The organism is Kitasatospora sp. NPDC059146, assembly GCF_042786665.1.
Classification (GTDB): domain Bacteria; phylum Actinomycetota; class Actinomycetes; order Streptomycetales; family Streptomycetaceae; genus Kitasatospora.
Genome location: NZ_JBHZCY010000177.1, coordinates 1 through 15,579 on the forward strand (window position 1 = coordinate 1; position 15,579 = coordinate 15,579).

The 15,579-nt window shown below is 72.7% G+C and carries 13 protein-coding genes; 2 read left to right on the top strand and 11 right to left on the bottom strand.

What is annotated here, in order from left to right:
- The 10 genes from ACFXPX_RS40525 to ACFXPX_RS40570 form a co-directional block, all read right to left on the bottom strand.
- Positions 1 to 2,540: excinuclease ABC subunit UvrA (locus ACFXPX_RS40525; protein ID WP_380644855.1), on the bottom strand; the 2,540-nt coding region annotated here is incomplete at its 3' end.
- Complete coding sequence (locus ACFXPX_RS40530; protein ID WP_380644856.1) at positions 2,537 to 4,033, bottom strand: 4-hydroxyphenylacetate 3-hydroxylase N-terminal domain-containing protein; 1,497 nt, start codon at positions 4,031 to 4,033, stop codon at positions 2,537 to 2,539. The genes ACFXPX_RS40530 and ACFXPX_RS40525, both read right to left, overlap by 4 nt.
- An 11-nt stretch (positions 4,034 to 4,044) precedes the next feature.
- Entirely contained in the window at positions 4,045 to 5,502 is a 1,458-nt protein-coding gene (locus ACFXPX_RS40535) for a hypothetical protein (RefSeq protein WP_380593578.1), read from the bottom strand.
- 35 nt (positions 5,503 to 5,537) lie between these two features.
- The gene (locus ACFXPX_RS40540) at positions 5,538 to 5,783 is read right to left on the bottom strand and encodes a ferredoxin (RefSeq protein ID WP_380398479.1); all 246 of its coding nucleotides are present in this window, start codon (positions 5,781 to 5,783) and stop codon (positions 5,538 to 5,540) included.
- Positions 5,780 to 7,168, bottom strand: a complete 1,389-nt coding sequence (locus ACFXPX_RS40545; RefSeq protein ID WP_380523318.1) for a phenylacetate--CoA ligase family protein — start codon at positions 7,166 to 7,168, stop codon at positions 5,780 to 5,782. The genes ACFXPX_RS40540 and ACFXPX_RS40545 overlap by 4 nt, the downstream gene beginning before the upstream one ends.
- Complete coding sequence (locus ACFXPX_RS40550; protein WP_380523317.1) at positions 7,165 to 8,151, bottom strand: BtrH N-terminal domain-containing protein; 987 nt, start codon at positions 8,149 to 8,151, stop codon at positions 7,165 to 7,167. The genes ACFXPX_RS40545 and ACFXPX_RS40550 overlap by 4 nt, the downstream gene beginning before the upstream one ends.
- Positions 8,151 to 8,825: a hypothetical protein gene (locus ACFXPX_RS40555; protein WP_380523316.1), complete on the bottom strand. Its 675-nt coding sequence runs from the start codon at positions 8,823 to 8,825 to the stop codon at positions 8,151 to 8,153. The genes ACFXPX_RS40550 and ACFXPX_RS40555 overlap by 1 nt, the downstream gene beginning before the upstream one ends.
- A complete protein-coding gene (locus tag ACFXPX_RS40560) occupies positions 8,822 to 9,508 on the bottom strand; it encodes a class I SAM-dependent methyltransferase (RefSeq protein WP_380523315.1) in 687 nt (228 codons plus the stop codon). The genes ACFXPX_RS40555 and ACFXPX_RS40560 overlap by 4 nt, the downstream gene beginning before the upstream one ends.
- Before the next feature lie 34 nt (positions 9,509 to 9,542).
- Positions 9,543 to 10,589 carry a BtrH N-terminal domain-containing protein gene (locus ACFXPX_RS40565; RefSeq protein WP_380523314.1) on the bottom strand — a complete coding sequence of 349 codons (1,047 nt, stop codon included), beginning with the start codon at positions 10,587 to 10,589 and terminating at the stop codon, positions 9,543 to 9,545.
- A 64-nt stretch (positions 10,590 to 10,653) separates the two neighbouring features.
- The gene (locus ACFXPX_RS40570) at positions 10,654 to 11,967 is read right to left on the bottom strand and encodes a TrpB-like pyridoxal phosphate-dependent enzyme (protein WP_380523381.1); all 1,314 of its coding nucleotides are present in this window, start codon (positions 11,965 to 11,967) and stop codon (positions 10,654 to 10,656) included.
- A 421-nt stretch (positions 11,968 to 12,388) separates the two neighbouring features.
- On the opposite strand from ACFXPX_RS40570, the gene ACFXPX_RS40575 reads away from it, so the two are divergent.
- Complete coding sequence (locus tag ACFXPX_RS40575) at positions 12,389 to 14,479, top strand: molybdopterin-dependent oxidoreductase (RefSeq protein WP_380593576.1); 2,091 nt, start codon at positions 12,389 to 12,391, stop codon at positions 14,477 to 14,479.
- A 15-nt stretch (positions 14,480 to 14,494) separates the two neighbouring features.
- Here the strand turns inward: ACFXPX_RS40575 and ACFXPX_RS40580 are convergent, their stop codons facing one another.
- Positions 14,495 to 14,845 (bottom strand): hypothetical protein, encoded by a 351-nt coding sequence (locus ACFXPX_RS40580; protein WP_380644857.1) that lies wholly within the window; start codon positions 14,843 to 14,845, stop codon positions 14,495 to 14,497.
- A 219-nt stretch (positions 14,846 to 15,064) separates the two neighbouring features.
- Between ACFXPX_RS40580 and ACFXPX_RS40585 the strand changes: the two genes are divergently transcribed.
- Entirely contained in the window at positions 15,065 to 15,574 is a 510-nt protein-coding gene (locus ACFXPX_RS40585; protein ID WP_380593574.1) for a hypothetical protein, read from the top strand.
- Positions 15,575 to 15,579 lie beyond the last annotated feature (5 nt).

The following is a 15,579-nucleotide window of genomic DNA, read 5'->3' on the forward strand; positions in this document are numbered from 1 at the left end:
GGGTGGTGGCGGGTGCCGGCGACCACCGCGACGGACCGCGGCAGCAGCTCGGCGAGGCCGGCGAGGTCCCGGGGGCCGCCGGGCTCCACCGGGACGGGCGCGGTCGGCTCGGAACGCCCGCGCAGGTGGCGGCCGGTGACGCTGTCCGGGTGTTCGGCGAGCGCCTCCGGGGGCCCGCAGTGGATGACCTGCCCGCCCTCGGCGCCGGAGCCCGGTCCGAGGTCGACCACCCAGTCGGAGATCGCCAGGACGCGCAGGTTGTGCTCGATCGCGATGACGGTGTTGCCGGTGGAGATGAGCCGGTCGAACAGGGCCAGCAGGTGCCGGATGTCCGCGGGGTGCAGGCCGCGGGTCGGTTCGTCGAAGATGAAGAGGGTGCCGCTGCGGCGCTGCTTGAGCAGCTCGCCGGCGAGGTTCAGCCGCTGGGCCTCGCCGCCGGAGAGCACGGTCGTCGAGCACCCCAGCTGGAGGTAGCCGAGCCCGAACTCGGCGAGGACGGTGAGGGCCCGGACGATCTTGGCGTGGGCCTGGGGGTCGAACCAGCCGACGGCGTCCTCGACGGTCATGGCGAGGACGTCGTGGATGGTGGCGCCGTTGAGCCGGACGGCGAGGACGTGCTCCTGGAACTTCCGGCCGTCGCACTCGGGGCAGACCACGGACTCGCTCTTGAAGAGGGTCAGGTCGATCTCGGCGAGCCCCAGGCCCTTGCAGGCCTCGCACCGGCCGCCGGCCACGTTGGTGCTGAACTCCGCCCGCCCGAGGCCGAGTTCGACCGCGTCCGGGCTGGCGGCGAAGGCGTCCCGGAGGTGGTCGCCGATGCCGATGTAGGTGGCGAGGGTGCTCCGGCTGGAGCGTCCGATGGCCCGCTGCTCGACGTGGATGACGTCGGTCAGGGCGCCGGCCCCGGTGACCACGGCGCCGTCCGCGCCCCGGGCGACGGCCCGGGCGACGCTGTCGTGCAGGCCCGCCACCAGCGAGCTCTTCCCGGCCCCGGACACCCCGGAGACGCAGGTCAGCGCGGTGAGCGGCAGTCGGACGGCCTGGTTGCGGACGTTGTTGCGGGAGATGTCGCGGACCTCCAGCCACGGGGTGCCGGCGGTGTCGACCCGGCGCCGGGTGGGCGGGTCCTCCAGCAGCGCGGCGGCCGTCGGCGAGCCCTCGGTGCGGAGCACCTCCGCGAAGGGGCCCTCGACCACGACCTGCCCGCCCCGGGAACCGGCGCCCGGGCCGAGCTCCACGATCCAGTCCGCGGCCCGGATCACCGATTCGTCGTGCTCGATGACGATGACGGTGTTCCCGAGGTCCCGCAGCCGGCGCAGCGAGGCGATGATCCGGCCGGTCTCGCTCTCGTGCAGTCCGGCGGTCGGCTCGTCCAGGACGTACATGACGCCGGTGAGGTCGCTGGCGAGGTGCTGGGCGAGCAGCAGCCGCTGGAGCTCGCCGCCGGAGAGGGTGGGCACCGGCCGCCGCAGCTGGAGGTGGCCCAGGCCGACCTCCTCGATGTTCTCGCTCTGCCGGATGATCGACGCGGCGAGTTCGCGGACCTGCGGCGGCAGGGCGCCGGAGGCCAGCGCCTCGCGCAACCGGACGACGGAGTCGCCGAGTTCGTCGCTCTGGAAGGCGTGGAAGGTGTGGCCGGCCACGGTCGCCCGGAGCGACTCGGGCCGCAGTCGCCCGCCGCCGCAGTCGGGACAGGTCTCCTTCGCCAGGTAGTTGGAGAAGGCGCCCCGCCGGGCCGCGGTCGAGGCGTTCTTGTAGGCGCGCTCGGCGAAGCCGAGGATGCCCTCGAAGCGGACGTCGTTGGTGACCTTGCGGATCTTGATGGTGTAGACGGTGTCCGAGCCGTGCAGCACCCGCTCGACCTGCTCCGGCTTGAGCTCGGCGAAGGGCGTGTCGAGGTCCAGGCCGATGTCCGCGGCCATCGTCTCGAAGGCCTTGCGCACATTGGGGATCGCGAAGGTCCCCGGGTCGGCGCCGTCCCAGATCTCGGTGAGCGTCTTCGAGGGGTCGGGGACGATCCGCTCCAGCGAGAACCCGATCAGCTCGCCCACCCCGTCGCAGCGCAGGCACTTGCCCTCGCGCCGGTTGGCGCTGAAGTGCTTCGCGGAGTGCGGTTCGGCGAAGCAGCCGCAGGTCCCGCAGCGCAGGTCCGGGCCGGTCGGGCCGAAGCAGACCGGGCAGACGGGCCTGGAGCCGGCGCCGAACAGCAGCCGGTACAGCCCGTCCAGGCCGGTCAGCGTCCCGACCGTCGAGCGCGGGTTGGAGTGGCCGCCGTCGCGCTGGCGCAGCGCCACCGGCGGCTGGGTCCCGGCGATCCGGTCGAACTGGTAGTCACCGTCCCCCAGGTCCAGGGACTTGCTCGACAGGGCGCCCAGGTAGAGCGACTTCGAGTGCTCGAAGAGGGTGTCCATGATGAGCGAGGACTTGCCCGACCCCGAGACGCCGGCGGCGACGATGAGCTTCCCCTTGGGGAGGCGGACGTCGACCGACTTGAGGTTGTGGGTCGTGACGCCCTCAAGGACGATGCTGTCAGGACTCACTGCCGCCCCCGTTCGATCAGGTCGCGGACCTGGCCCTCGCAGGCCGCGAGGTCCGGGTAGGTGGAGTGGAGCACCGCGCGGACCCGGGCCGGGTCGCCGCGGTTCCAGGACTCGTAGAGCTCCTGGCGGGTGCCGAAGCGGTCGATGACCAGGTCGGCGGCGAGCCGGAAGATCCGGGACTTCTCGTCCGGGCCGATGTCCCGCCCGCCCATGTACGCGTCCAGCGCGCCGCGCAGTTCGGGGGCCGCCAGATCGCCCTCGAAGGGCTGCATGATCAGTCCCGAGGCGCCGATCTGCCGCACGATCGCCGACGCCCGGGTGGAGAAGTCCCCCGCGACCGCGTCGAGCGCGGCCGTGGAGCCGGGGGCGAGCAGGCCGGAGGAGGTGACCGCGCTCTCGGCGTCCACGGCGGCCAGTCCCAGTCGCACCAGCTCGACGTAGGAGGTCAACTCGCCCAGCATGGCGCCCACTTCGCGGAAGCGGTCGACGCCGATCGAGCGCGCCAGCAGCGAGGCGGTGCCGAGCAGGGTCCGCAGCCGCTGGTGGAACCGCAGTTGGCCGGTGTAGAGCGACCACCGGTTGAGCTCGTGGAACCCGCGGGCCGCCACACCGGCGTCGTCCAGCAGGAACACCCGCGACCGGGGGACGAACACGTCGTCGAACACCAGCATGGCGTCCTGCTCGTCCAGCCGGGCGGCGAGGCCGCCGGAGCCCTCGGCGTACGACCTGCGGCACAGGATCCGCAGCCCCGGGGTGGCCAGCGGGATGCCGAACCAGCAGACGTAACTCGGGTCCTCACGCAGGTAGTTGGCGGGGGAGAGGTAGATCAGTACCTCGTGGGCGTACGGGGCCAGGGTGGCGATCTGCTTGGCGCCGCGCACCACGATGCCGTCCGCGTCGCGCTTGACCACCCGCAGCCCGATCTCCGGGCGCTCCCTCGGGGTCGACGAGCGGTCGATCTGCGGGTCCCCCAGGCCGTGGGTGAGCGCGATGTCGTTCTCCCGGCACCAGTGGTAGTAGCGCTCGGCATTACGGCCGAACTCCGGATCCACCTGGGCGAGTTGGGAACGGAAGTGGTAGAGGCCCACCACCACGTTCGCCATGAAGTCCGGCAGCCGGGACAACTGCCCGTGGGAGGCCTCGGCCCACCGGCGCGAGTTGCGCCACTTCCGGTCGAGCTCCTCCCGGGTCCGCGGCGCCAGGTAGGACAGGCTGACCGGCCGCCCCGAGAGGTCCGACCGCCAGAGCATCTCCGCGGAGTGCTCCGGCGCGTGCTGGAGGTCGTACAGCGCGGCGAGCGAGTCCAGCATCGGCCGGAACCTCGGATCCCCGACCACGTCGACCCGCCGGCCGTCGGACCAGACCTCGCGACCGTCGTCGATGCTGCGGATGAAGTCCTGCCCCCGCCAGGCCCCGCCGGGGGACCCGGGCAGGAGCTCGACCCCTGGGGTGGACGCGGCCCCGTCGGCTGCCGCGGACTGAGTAGTCGTCACTGCCCTCTCTCCTACGGCTTGCGCTCGGCCGCGCCGGAATGGAACGGCTTGTAGCTCTGCTCCTGGACGTCCGGGAAGTACTCCCGGGTGGCCTCGCCCACCAGTCGCATCAGCTCGGCGTCGACCGAGGCCGGGCCGGCCACCAGCCGGTTGAGCGGGGAGTCCGGGACGGAGTTCGACAGCCGCACGCCGCGCGCCGCGTGGATCGCCACCAGCGACCGCTGGGCGTTCGCCGCGTCCCGCATCTTGTAGACCGCCTGCGGCCCGTCCGGGATCCCGATCATCGACTTGGTGCCGCCGCTGCCCAGGCAGTTCCGCGGCATGTGCAGGTGCTCGTGCCGCCACTGCTGGTGGACGAAGTGCAGCCGGAAGGCGTGGTCGATCACGGAGTGCCGCAGCCACAGCTCCGGATCCTTGTGCCGCCCCTCGTCGACCGACCGGACGGCGTCGCTCAGCGAGCCCTGGTGGAAGGAGAGCAGCCAGCTCTCCAGGTCCCCCCAGAAGCACTTGAAGAGGTCCCGGAACATGTGCTGCTTGATCGCCAGCGAGTGGGTGCCGCTGGCCGGACCGAGGTTCTCCCGGAAGCCGTGGTACTCGCCGGTGGCCAGCAGTTCGGCCATCACCCGCTGCGCCTCGACGACCGGCACCAGCAGCGCCCGGCAGGCCGCGAGGTGCTCCACGGCGCGGCTCAGGTCGGCGGCGCGCAGCGCCCGGACGGCGGCCTCCAGGTGGTCGTTGGCCTCGGCGCAGAGCAGCTCCGGGATCTGGTGGAGGGCGACGAACTCGCCGTGCAGGGTGGCGCCGTGGAGTTCGGTGGCGGCCACGGCCTCGGCGAGCAGGGCGGCCCGGGTGAACTCGTCCAGGGTCTGCCCGACGGGCTTGCGCACCCGCACGCCGGAGAGGTCGCTCTCCCACTTCGTCGCGTCGTGGCTGCCGGTGCGCAGGTCGTGCAGGAAGGAGTACAGCGGGTCGTCGATGCTCCTGGTGGCGATGGTCGAGCGGACCGCCTTCTGGTCGCGCTCCAGCAGGGCCGTCCGTACGGCCTGCTCCAGGCCCCGCACCGCCTCGACGTACGCCCGGTACCCGGCGGACTCGGCGAGGCCGATCTCGGAGGTCCCGGCGAGGTCGCCCTGCCCGAAGACGCTGCGGGCGTCGAACAGCGCGGTGCCGAGATGGCGCAGCAGCCGGTGGAAGCCGATGCTCCAGCGGCTGAACCGCGCGGTGTCGCCGAGCTCGCCCGCCAGCGTGCCGGCCCGGGTGCGCTCGGCGAGCCGGCTCAGGTTGCGCAGGGACACCTCGGCGGCCTGGAAGACGGCGCGCACCAGCGACTCGTACGAGGCGGGCGCCACCCCGCCGCCGGCCCTGGCCCGGGCCAGCAGGTCGATGCGGTGGAGCTGGTCGTAGCTCTCGGCCACCGGGCCGAGCGCGGTCGTCCTCGGACCGCCCCTGGCGGGTTCAGCCTCTGCCACGGGGGAGCCCTGCGGATCCGGCCTTGACATTCACATCATCCCCCGGTGGTCGTCGCCACGTATCGAATGGAGTCGGTCGGACAGGAGTCCACGGCGTCCAGCACGCAGTCGAGTTCGCGGTCCGTCTCCGGCTGTTTGCTGACGTAGTGCACGTCGTTGTCGAGGTCGCCCTCGAAGTTCTCGGGCGCGAGGTCCTGGCAGAGCCGGCAGTCGATGCAGGTCTCGTCGATGGTGAACCTCCCGTCCAGCGGCAGCCCGGTCGGCAGCGGCAGCTCGGTCACGTCCCGCCGCCCCCCTCGCCCCCGGGCCGGCCGTGCGGCGCGGTGAAGTTCCGCATGGTCGGCTTCGCCGAGGTCCGCAGCGCCTGCTCGAAGCGGGCGACGTCCAGGGCGCGGAAGCGGGTCGGGGCGCCCAGCCGCTCCCGGGCGCGGTCGGCGATCAGGGCGCGGGTGGCGTCGTCGCCGGAGGACGGCGGCAGGGCGATCTCCAGTGCGTCGCCGTCGACGTCGAAGGCGAAGTAGTAGGGGGCGGCGGTCATCGCCCCGAGGACGATGTCCTCGACCTCCAGCTGGGAGGTCCAGCGGGTGCCGACCCGGATCCGGTCGCCCATCCGGCCCCGGTGCCGCAGCCGCCGCAGCGGGGAGCCGCAGGCGCAGGGCGCCGCCTCGATCAGGCAGGTGTCGCCGGTCCGGTAGCGCAGCAGCGGCATGGCCCGGCTCGCCAGGGTGGTCACCGCGAGCTCGCCGACGGAGCCGTCCGGCAGCGGTGCGCCCGACGCCGGGTCGACGACCTCGAAGTAGCTCCGGGTCTCCACCAGGTGCAGGTCGCCGAGCGCGCAGAACATCGCCAGGGTGTTGGTCTCGGTCATGCCGAACATCGAGTAGGCGGTCGCGCCCCAGAGGTCGTGCAGCCGCTGCTTCTTGGCCGGGGACGACCCCTCGCCCGCCATCAGGATCCGGGTGACGGCGAGGTCCCGGCGGGGGTCGAGGCCGGCCCGCCGGGCGGTCTCGCCCAGGAACAGCGCCCTCGTCCCGGAGCACACCAGGGTGGTGGCGCCCGCGTTGCGCAGCGCCCGGACCATCCGTTCGGGCGGGCAGCCGGGGGAGGCCGCGCCGAGCGGGACGATCGTGCAGCCCAGGATCTCGAACGCCCGGTCCAGGTCCTGGCCGACGCCGGCCAGCTCGTACGGGACGGCGACGGCCACCACGTCCCGTGCGTCGACCACCGCGGCGAGCAGGCCCGCGACGGTCAGGTTGTTCTCCAGCCAGTCCTCGACGGTGAAGAACGCGCCGATCGAGCGGCCGTCGCCGGTCCCGGAGCTCTCGTCGAAGCGGATGACCTCCCGCTTCGGTACCGCCAGCAGCCCGAGCGGGTACCCGGCCTTGAGGTGCTCGCGGGTGGTGAAGGGCAGGCGCCGGAACGCCCCGGGCCGGCCCGCCGCGGCGGCCTCGGCGACCTCCCCGGGCACGTGGGCGGCGTAGAAGGGCGAGTTGGCGCACGCGTGCCGCACGGCGCGGGCGAGGGCCTGCCGGGCCCAGTCGTCGAGCCCCGGCCGGTCGAGTGCGCTCACCTCGGCGACCCGCCGGGCGATGGCGATGCGGGCGGCGACCCGGTCGCGCAGCCGGCCCGTCGACGCGTGCCCGGCGGTGGTGGTGGCGGTCGTCATCGGGACGCCTCCTCCAGGGCGGTCATGGCCGCGCGCTCCTGCCCGGCGAGTTCGCCGACGATCGCGGCCGCCTCCTCCAGCGAGCCCCGCAGGGAGGCCTCGTCGGCCTTCCGCAGCAGGGTGGCGACCTCCGTCCAGCGGTCGGCCGTCCGGCGGTAGTCGGCCGCGGCGAGGCGGTAGGCCTCGATGCCGGTCAGGCCGTGCGCCTCGTCCAGGAAGCGGGCCCAGAGCGCCCGGAAGAAGCCGCCGCCGGTGCCGCCGTCCTCCATGCTGACGCCGATCCGGCGCACCGCCGCGACCGGGTCGTCCAGCTGCTCGGACCACCTGCGCATCAGCGAGCCGGTCTTGGCGATCCCCTTGAAGCCGAGGTTGGTGATCGGCGGGGCGAGGAAGTCCCGGGCTGTGGCCAGGACCGCGCCGCGGCAGCCCTCCGGCAGCCCGGCCGGGTCGAAGTCGCCCGCGCCGAGGCGGAAGGCCAGGTTGCGGGAGCTCATCGGCCCCTTGGCGGCGCGGGCCTCGCGCAGGCTCTGCCGGGAGGTGCGCCGGACGCCGAGCGGCGCCGTCTCCGCGAGCAGGAAGGCGTCCCCGTCGTAGCCGACGCAGGTCACGTAGTGCGCGGCGAAGTGGTGGCTCTCCTCGGCGTAGTCGAGGTGGAAGCGGTCGAGCTTCAACCCCACCACCTCGCCCGCGTCGAGGGCGGCCAGCAGGCCGGCCTCCGCGCGCTCCCGGGAGGTTGTCTCCTGCTCGTGGAGTTCCAGGCCCAGCGCCCGGACGGCATTGCGGATCAGGTGGTCGGGCTTGACCCGGCCGCCGAGGAAGGGACCGGGCATCTGCTTCGAGTGCCAGTAGAGGAAGGAGAGGCCCTGCCCCAGGCCGAAGACCAGCGGCTCGCTGAGCTCGATGCCCTTGGTGCGGAGCATGTTGACCAGGGCCGTCGACTCGCAGTGGTCGCCCGAGTAGGGGGCGGGAGCGGTGGTCCCCATCAGGCGGTTCTCCCCTCGCGTGGGGCCTGGTGGACGATCTCCAGCACCGTCCCGTCGGCGTTGTTGCGCAGGTGGCCGTAGGTGTGGCCGAGTTCGTCGGCCTCGGTGAAGGCGATCACTTCGAGGTGCGCCGCGTCCCGCGCCAGGGTGTCGAGGGTCCGCCGGACGTCGGCCTCGGCGCGGACCTCGACGGCGAGGTGGGACATCAGCAGTCGGCGCTCCTCGGTGCTGCGCTCCCGCCAGCTGCCGTAGTGCTTGCAGGCGAAGGTCTCGATGGCGCGGCCGTCGGGCAGCACGACGGAGTTCCACCACCCCTGGGTGCCGTACTGGCGCGGCGAGATGTACGAGGGGCCGGTCTCGACCTCGGCGATCCGCCCGGCCGCGCGGAGTCCGACCAGGTGGGCGTGCCAGTCCAGGACGGCGTCGTCGCGCTCGTAGTCGCCGAGGTAGATCCCGATGTGGTTGACCCGGGCGAGTCCGTCGGCCAGCCCGGTGACCAGGCGGTCCGTCCCGGGGCCGCACCAGCCGCGCAGGTGCTCGGCGCAGTCGACGTCCTGCCAGCTGCCGGAGGCGTCGAGGACGGCCTCCCAGACCGCGTCGAAGTCCGCGGGCCCGGGAAAGCGTCCGTCGTAGGTGGTGGAGAGTCTCGGTGTGCTCCCTGCGAGTGCGTTCACGACGCTTCCTTCCTGCCGGTGATGACCAGCCCCAACAGCACTTCCTTCACCTCGGCCACGAGGCCGGCCTGCCGGAGCAGCTGCTCGACCTCGCTCCTGACGTACGAGGAGTTGATCGACGAACGGAACCCGGGCCGCATGTCCGCCGCGATGTTGGCCTTCATGAACTGGAAGGTGACGCGGTCGACGTCCCGGCGCAGGTCGGTGACGCAGTAGTGGCCGCCGGGCCGCAGCACCCGGTGGAGCTCGGACAGCGCGCGGACCGGGTCCGCCCACTCGTGGAGGGAGGCGGAACTGAACACGTGGTCGAAGGAGTCGTCCCGGTAGGGCAGGGTCAGGACGTCCGCGCAGTCGTAGGTGCAGCGCTCCGCGAGGCCGTAACCGGCGGCGTTGGCACGCGCCCGCCGGAGCATCGCCTCGGAGATGTCGACCCCGGTGAGTTTACCCGGACTTTCCGTTTGTTTCATCCATTCCAGCCCCAAGTATCCTGGGCCGCAACCGAGTTCGAGCACCGACCCGGAGCGGATGCCGGCCCCGAGGACGTCGTCCACCTTCTCCTGGAGCCAGCCGTGGTCCCGGATGTGACGCTGCATCTCGTCGTACTTCACCGCGATCTCGTCGCCCTGCAGACCGTCCTCGGTCTCGTGGACGCGATCGGCGGCCCTGCCCCGCGCACCAGCCATGGTCGACCCGCTTTCTGCGATCCCCCGGGGCCGTTCAGCCCGCGATGTCGGTGGTGACGTCGAGCAGCCGGCCGAAGGCGGCCTGCTCGGCGTCGGCGATCGCGGCCAGCCGGGCCCCGACCGTGTTCAGCTGCTGCTGCCGTTGCTCCGGTCCGCCCGCCGCGCCGTTGCCGGCGTCGCCGTAGCCGAGCAGCAGCTCGATCACCTCGTCCCAGTCCTGCCGGAGCTGCTCGAAGGCCCCGATCACCGGGTCGAGCCGGACTTCCCCGGAGCGGCTTCGCACCTCGCGGAGGAAGTCCAGGTAGAGGCCCCGGAAGTTGGTGCCGCCGGTCCCGGCGTAGCGCCAGAACCGCCCGGTGGCCGGCACCAGCTCGACGTCGGACGCCAGCGCGTCCCGCCAGCCGGGGATCTCCGCCGCCGCCCGGCGCAGCCCGGCGATCCCGAACCGGGGCCCCCGGTCGTCGAGCACCGTCCGCGCGGCCGCGCGCATCGCGCCCCACGCCCGGTCGAGCAGCAGCGGCTCCGGGTTGGCGGTCAGCCGCTCCGGCAGCGGGCCGAGGTGCAGCTGCCGGTTCGGCGAGGGCATGAACCCCTCCGTCGAGCCGCGCGCCAGCCGGAGCGACTCGACGCTCAACTCCCTCGCCCCGCCCTGCTGTTCGGTGTCGATGACATAGGCCGTGGTGTCGTCGAGGCCGTACAGCGCGATGCAGTGGGCGGCGAAGTGGCTCTTGGAGGTGAAGTAGTCGAGGTAGTAGATGTCCACCGTCACGCCGACCACGGACCCGGCGCGCAGCAGCTCGGCGGCCCGCTGCTCGGCGGCGGCCTGGTCCGCCTCCTGCGACTCCCGCAGCTCCACGCCGAGGGCGGCGCAGGCGTTCCGCGCCAGCTCCCCGGCGCCGGTGCGCCCGGTGAGCATCGGTGTGAGCCCGGGTGCCGGCGGTTCCCAGTACTGGAAGTCGATGCCCTGCCCGAGCCCGAACAGCATCGGCTCCGAGACGTCGGCGCCGGCGTGGCGCAGCATGGCCCCCAGCGTCGTCGTCTCGCAGTGCACGCCGGGCCGCGCCTGTAGTGCCAACCGCATTGCCCCCCCTAGCAACGAGTTCCAGTGGTGCGGGGCGCGCCCGTGCGCCGCCCCGGTGCGGGTGCTACGCCGGCCGGCCGACGTCGTGGTAGCTCTGCAGGTCCAGCAGGCCCGAGCCGCTGGCGAGCACCACCACGACCGGCCGCTGCCGCCGCGCGTCGGCCTCGGCCACCACACCGAGGGCGGCGGCGAGCGCGTGGTTGGACTCGGGCGCCAGCAGGATGCCCTCGGTCTGCAGCAGCAGCCTCCCGGCGGCGAAGGACTCGGGGTCGCCGAAGGCGACGGCGTCCAGGACGCCCTCGTGCCGCAGCAGGCTGACGATCGCGGAGCTGTGGTGGTTGCGCAGGCCCGCGGCGTGGACGGCCGGGGGGATGTAGTCCATCCCCATCGAGTAGCCCATCACCTCGGGCGTGAAGCCGGCCACGTCGGAGCGGCCGTACCGGTAGACCCCGGCGGTGAGCCGCGGCGCCGCGGTGGACTCCGCCGCGAGGAAGCTCAGGTCGGCGCCGTCCGTACGGGCCCGCAGGTACGGCCCGATCAGGCCGCAGAGGTTGCTGCCGCCGCCCGCGCAGGCGACCAGGTGGTCGCCCCGTCCGGGGGCGCCGAGGTCCTCGCCGAGTTCCTCCAGCTGCGCCCGCACCTCCAGCCCGAGCAGGGTCTGGTGCAGGTAGACGTGCGGGGTGCCGCTGCCGGAGAGGTAGGCGGCCGACTCCTTCCCGAGCGCGTACTGGATGGCGTCGCTGATCGCGGTGCCGAGGCTGCCCGGGTGGTCGGGGACGCGGGCGAGCAGCTCGCGTCCGACCGGGGTGAACGGCGAGGGGGAGGGGTGGACCTTCGCGCCGAGGAGCTCCATGTAGTGCCGGCGGTAGGGCTTCTGCTCCAGGGAGCAGCGCACCATGAAGACCTCCGCGTCGAGGCCGAACATGGCGGCCGCCAGCGCCACGCTCATGCCCCACTGGCCGGCCCCGGTCTCGGTGACCAGGGTCCGGCGCCCCTCCTCGGCGGCGTAGTACGCCTGGGCGATGGCGGAGTTGAGCTTGAAGCTGCCGGTCGGCAGTACGTCCTCGCGCTTGAGGTAGATCCGCGCTCCGGTGCCCAGCCGCTGCTCCAGGCGCCGGGCCCGGTGCAGCGGGGTGGGCCGGCCGACGTGCCGCAGCCAGTCCTGCACCGGCTGCGGGATCGGGACCCACGGTGCGGCCGGCCGGTCGTGCTCCAGGATGGCCTTCGGGCGCACCTTCGCGGCAATCTCGGCAGGGCTCGGATTGCCCTCGTTGCGGACTTCCGGCAGGTGTCCGGGAAGATCGCCGAGAAAGTTGTACCAACGTTTGGGAAGAGTCGAATCAGACCGATTGTCCGACGTGGGAACGGCGCCCGGCAAGAAGTCGACCCGGGAATTCTTCGGGGATAAGGATGCCATGACGCCCTCCAAAAAGGACTTCGCATGGTGCCGACTGGCGGCATCCTAGGGCCAGCTTTGAACGGGGCGCAAGATTCCTGTTTTAAGGATCATGCAGGACTTCGAAAACGTGGGCAAAAAGGGCGTGCGGCCCGTGGAACATCCGGTGGAAAAGCCGCATAACGCCCGGAAGCAGGGTGGTCGACGACGGTGAACTCCACTGCCAAGTCGGCTTCCGGACAGTACAGTTGACGTTGATTCAGCCCGACCCGACTTGACAGGTCACCGTCGAAAACACCGTCGGCGGTCCACGGGTGCACGACCATTCCAAGATCGTGAATTCCAAGATCTCGCGATAGCGGGCGCCGTCGCTTCTCCCTAATTCGACGTGGGGGCCGACCGAATGACCAACGAAGCCGTCCGATCCATCTGCCGCAGCTGCCACGGCGGGTGCGGGGTTCTGCTAATTCCCGGGAACCGTGACGAGTTCACCGTGGCCGGGGACCCGGAGAATCCGAACAACCGCGGATTCCTCTGCGCGAAGGGCCGGGCGGCGCCCGCGCTCGCCCGCCACCCCGACCGGCTGACCCGCCCGCTGCGGCGGGTCGGCAGCCGGGGCAGCGGCGAGTTCGAGGAGATCGACTGGGAGGAGGCGCTCGACACCATCGCCGCCAGGCTCCGCGCCGACCTCGCCGGCGCCGGGCCGCGCAGCATCGTGCTCGCCCAGGGCACCGACCGCAACTACCAGGAGTGGCTGTTCCGCTTCGGGAACGCGCTGGGCACCCCGAACGTCATCGGGCCGGCCCACGTGTGCTTCTACCCGCGCGTCATGGCCGGGATCCTCTCGATGGGCGCGTTCAGCTTCGTCGACTACGAGGGCGGTCCGGAACTCGTCGTGCTGTGGGGGAGCAACAAGCCCGCGACGCACGGGGACGGCGTCATCGGCACCCGGCTGCTCGACGCCGTCAGCCGGGGGACCAGACTGATCGTCGTCGATCCGGTCCGCACCCCCGTCGCCCGGCGCGCCGAACTCCACCTGCAGCTGCGGCCCGGCACGGACACCGCCCTGGCCCTGGCACTCCTCCACGAGATCGTCGAACAGGGCCTGGAGGAAGGGGAGTTCGTCTCCCGGTACGCCACCGGCGCCGAGGAACTGCGCACCCACGTCCGGGAGTGGACACCGGAACGGGCGGCCGGGATCACCGGTGTCCCGGCGGACCTCATCCGCCGGGCCGCGACGGCGTACGGCACCGCGGCGAGCGCGGGCATCGAACTGGGCACCGGGGCGCAGCAGAGCCGGGACTCCTTCGGCACCGCGCGGCTGCTCGTCCAGCTCTCCGGACTGTGCGGCAACGTCGACGTCCCCGGCGGCGACGTGCTGTGGGAACCGCCGGGGATCATCGGCAGGCGCGCGATGCCCGGCTACGACCTGCTCCCGGACGGCGCCGGCGGCGACCGGCTCGTCGCAGGGCACTCCATCCTGGGCATGTCCGGCTGGGCGCACCCCGGGGCGGTCTTCGACGCCTGCCTCACCGGCGAGCCGTACCCGGTGAACAGCCTGCTCATCTTCGGGTCGAACCTGCTGGTCAGCTACGCGGACTCGGCGAAGGTGGAGGCGGCCCTGCGTGCCGTCCCCTTCATCGTGGCCGCCGACCTCTTCCTGACGCCGACGGTGCGCTACGCGGACATCGTGCTGCCGGTGCCCAGTTGGACGGAGCGGGACCAGATCGTCGAGCACGCCAACTACGTGGCCAGCCGCAACCGGGTCGTCGACCCCCTCGGCGAGAGCAGGCCCGACGAGGCCATCCTCAACGAACTCGCCCACCGGCTGGGCCTGGAGGGGTTCTGGGACAGCGCCCAGGACGCCCTGGACGCACGGCTCGCGCCGATCGGCATGGACTGGAAGGCCCTCCAGGCCCAGCAGTACCGGGCCACCGGCCTGCGCTACCGCAAGTACGAACAGGAGGGGTTCAGGACGCGCTCCGGCAAGTTCACCTTCCACCACCCCGGCCTGCGGATGATGGGCTACGACCCGCTGCCCGGGTGGACCGACCGCGAGCAGCCGGACGAGGACCACCCGCTGATCCTCACCTCGCGCCACTCGACCTTCTACTTCAACTCGGAGTTCCGCCAGGTCGGCCAGCTCCGCGAGAAGGAGCCCCACCCCCGGGCCGAGCTGTCCCCGCGCGCCGCCGCCGACCGGGGCCTCGCCGACGGCGCCTGGGCCGCCGTCACCCGGCACGACCGGGCGGCCTACTTCCGGGTCAAGGTCACCGACCGGCTGCGCGACGACAGCGTCTGCGTCTCCGCCTCCTGGTGGTACCCCGAGCTCGACGGCCCGGACTCCTGGCGCCTCTCCAACGTCAACCTCCTCACCACCGACGCCGGTTCGAACGCCGAGATGGGCTCCTCCGACCTGCGCGGCTGCACCTGCCAGGTGCGCCCGCTCACCCCGGAGGAGCACGGGAGGCTGGCGGGCCTGCTCGGCATCTGAGTGCCGCCGACTGTCCTAACGACCCGACAGCAGGCTCTCCAGGAACTGGCCGTGCGCGGGGACCGGGAGGCTCCGGGTCTCCGCAGGCTCGGGGGCCTCCGGGGCCTCCGGGGCCTGCGGGGCCGCTACGGTCCTGCGCTCCGGGCTGCCGGTCCGTGCCTGGAGGACCCGGGTCGGCTGCTCCGCCCGGCCGCCGGAGACCATCACACCGACGGCGTCCGCGATGCGGGTCATCGACTGGGGCTGCCCGGCGGTCACCGCCGGCGCCCGGCCGGCCGCCGCCGCCTCACCCCGCAGCCGGTCGACCTCGGCCTCCAGCGTGGCCACCCGCGCCCGCAGGTCGTCCAGCTCGCTCTTCTTCCCCATGCCCCAGGCCCTTCCCGGCCGCTCCCGGCCCTCTGACGTGCCGTTCCACCCTATCCGGGCCGCTCCCGCGCGCCCACGGGGTGCCAGGGTGGCCGGGGCGGCGGCCGTACGGGGCCTGCGGTACGGGCGTTCCGCGTTGACCGCTTGTCTACCGGTGCCGCCTAGCGTCCTTCCTCGTACCCGGCCCGATCCCGGGCCGCCGTCGAAGGGAGAACACTCGTGCTCCGCAGAACTCGTGCACTGCTGACCGGTTCGGCCGTCGCCCTGGCGCTCACCGTCAGCTCGACGGGCTTCACCGCCCACGCCTCCGGGGACCAGAGCGGCATCGACGCCTGCGCCCGGGAGGCGAAGGCGGCGGGCTTCGCGAAGGACAGGTCCGGTGAGGGCCGCAACGACGACGCGATCTACGCCGTCGCGATCGCCATGGCCGAGTCCGGCTGCAACCGCCTGGCCGTCCACACCAACCTGCCCACCGACCCCGACCCGGGCACCAAGGACCTCGGGGCCTGGCAGATCAACGAGCGCTGGTACCCCGAGGTGCACTACCACGACCCGGAGATCGTCACCGCCGAGAACTGGCAGGACATGGGCTGGTCGGCCCGCAAGGCCTACCGGATCGACAACGACGGCACCGGCCGGGGCTGGGCCTCCTGGGCGGCCTGGAACCTCGGCACCTACCAGCAGTACCTGGGCCAGGCCCGCGACGCGGTCAACCGCGCCTGGCAGTGACGCCC

Coding starts and splice junctions, on each gene's coding strand:
- ACFXPX_RS40545 (WP_380523318.1), bottom strand. CDS start 7,168: ATGACGACCGCCACCACCACCGCCGGGCACGCGTCGACGGGCCGGCTG.
- ACFXPX_RS40550 (WP_380523317.1), bottom strand. CDS start 8,151: ATGGGGACCACCGCTCCCGCCCCCTACTCGGGCGACCACTGCGAGTCG.
- ACFXPX_RS40560 (WP_380523315.1), bottom strand. CDS start 9,508: ATGGCTGGTGCGCGGGGCAGGGCCGCCGATCGCGTCCACGAGACCGAG.
- ACFXPX_RS40565 (WP_380523314.1), bottom strand. CDS start 10,589: ATGCGGTTGGCACTACAGGCGCGGCCCGGCGTGCACTGCGAGACGACG.
- ACFXPX_RS40575 (WP_380593576.1), top strand. CDS start 12,389: ATGACCAACGAAGCCGTCCGATCCATCTGCCGCAGCTGCCACGGCGGG.
- ACFXPX_RS40580 (WP_380644857.1), bottom strand. CDS start 14,845: ATGGGGAAGAAGAGCGAGCTGGACGACCTGCGGGCGCGGGTGGCCACG.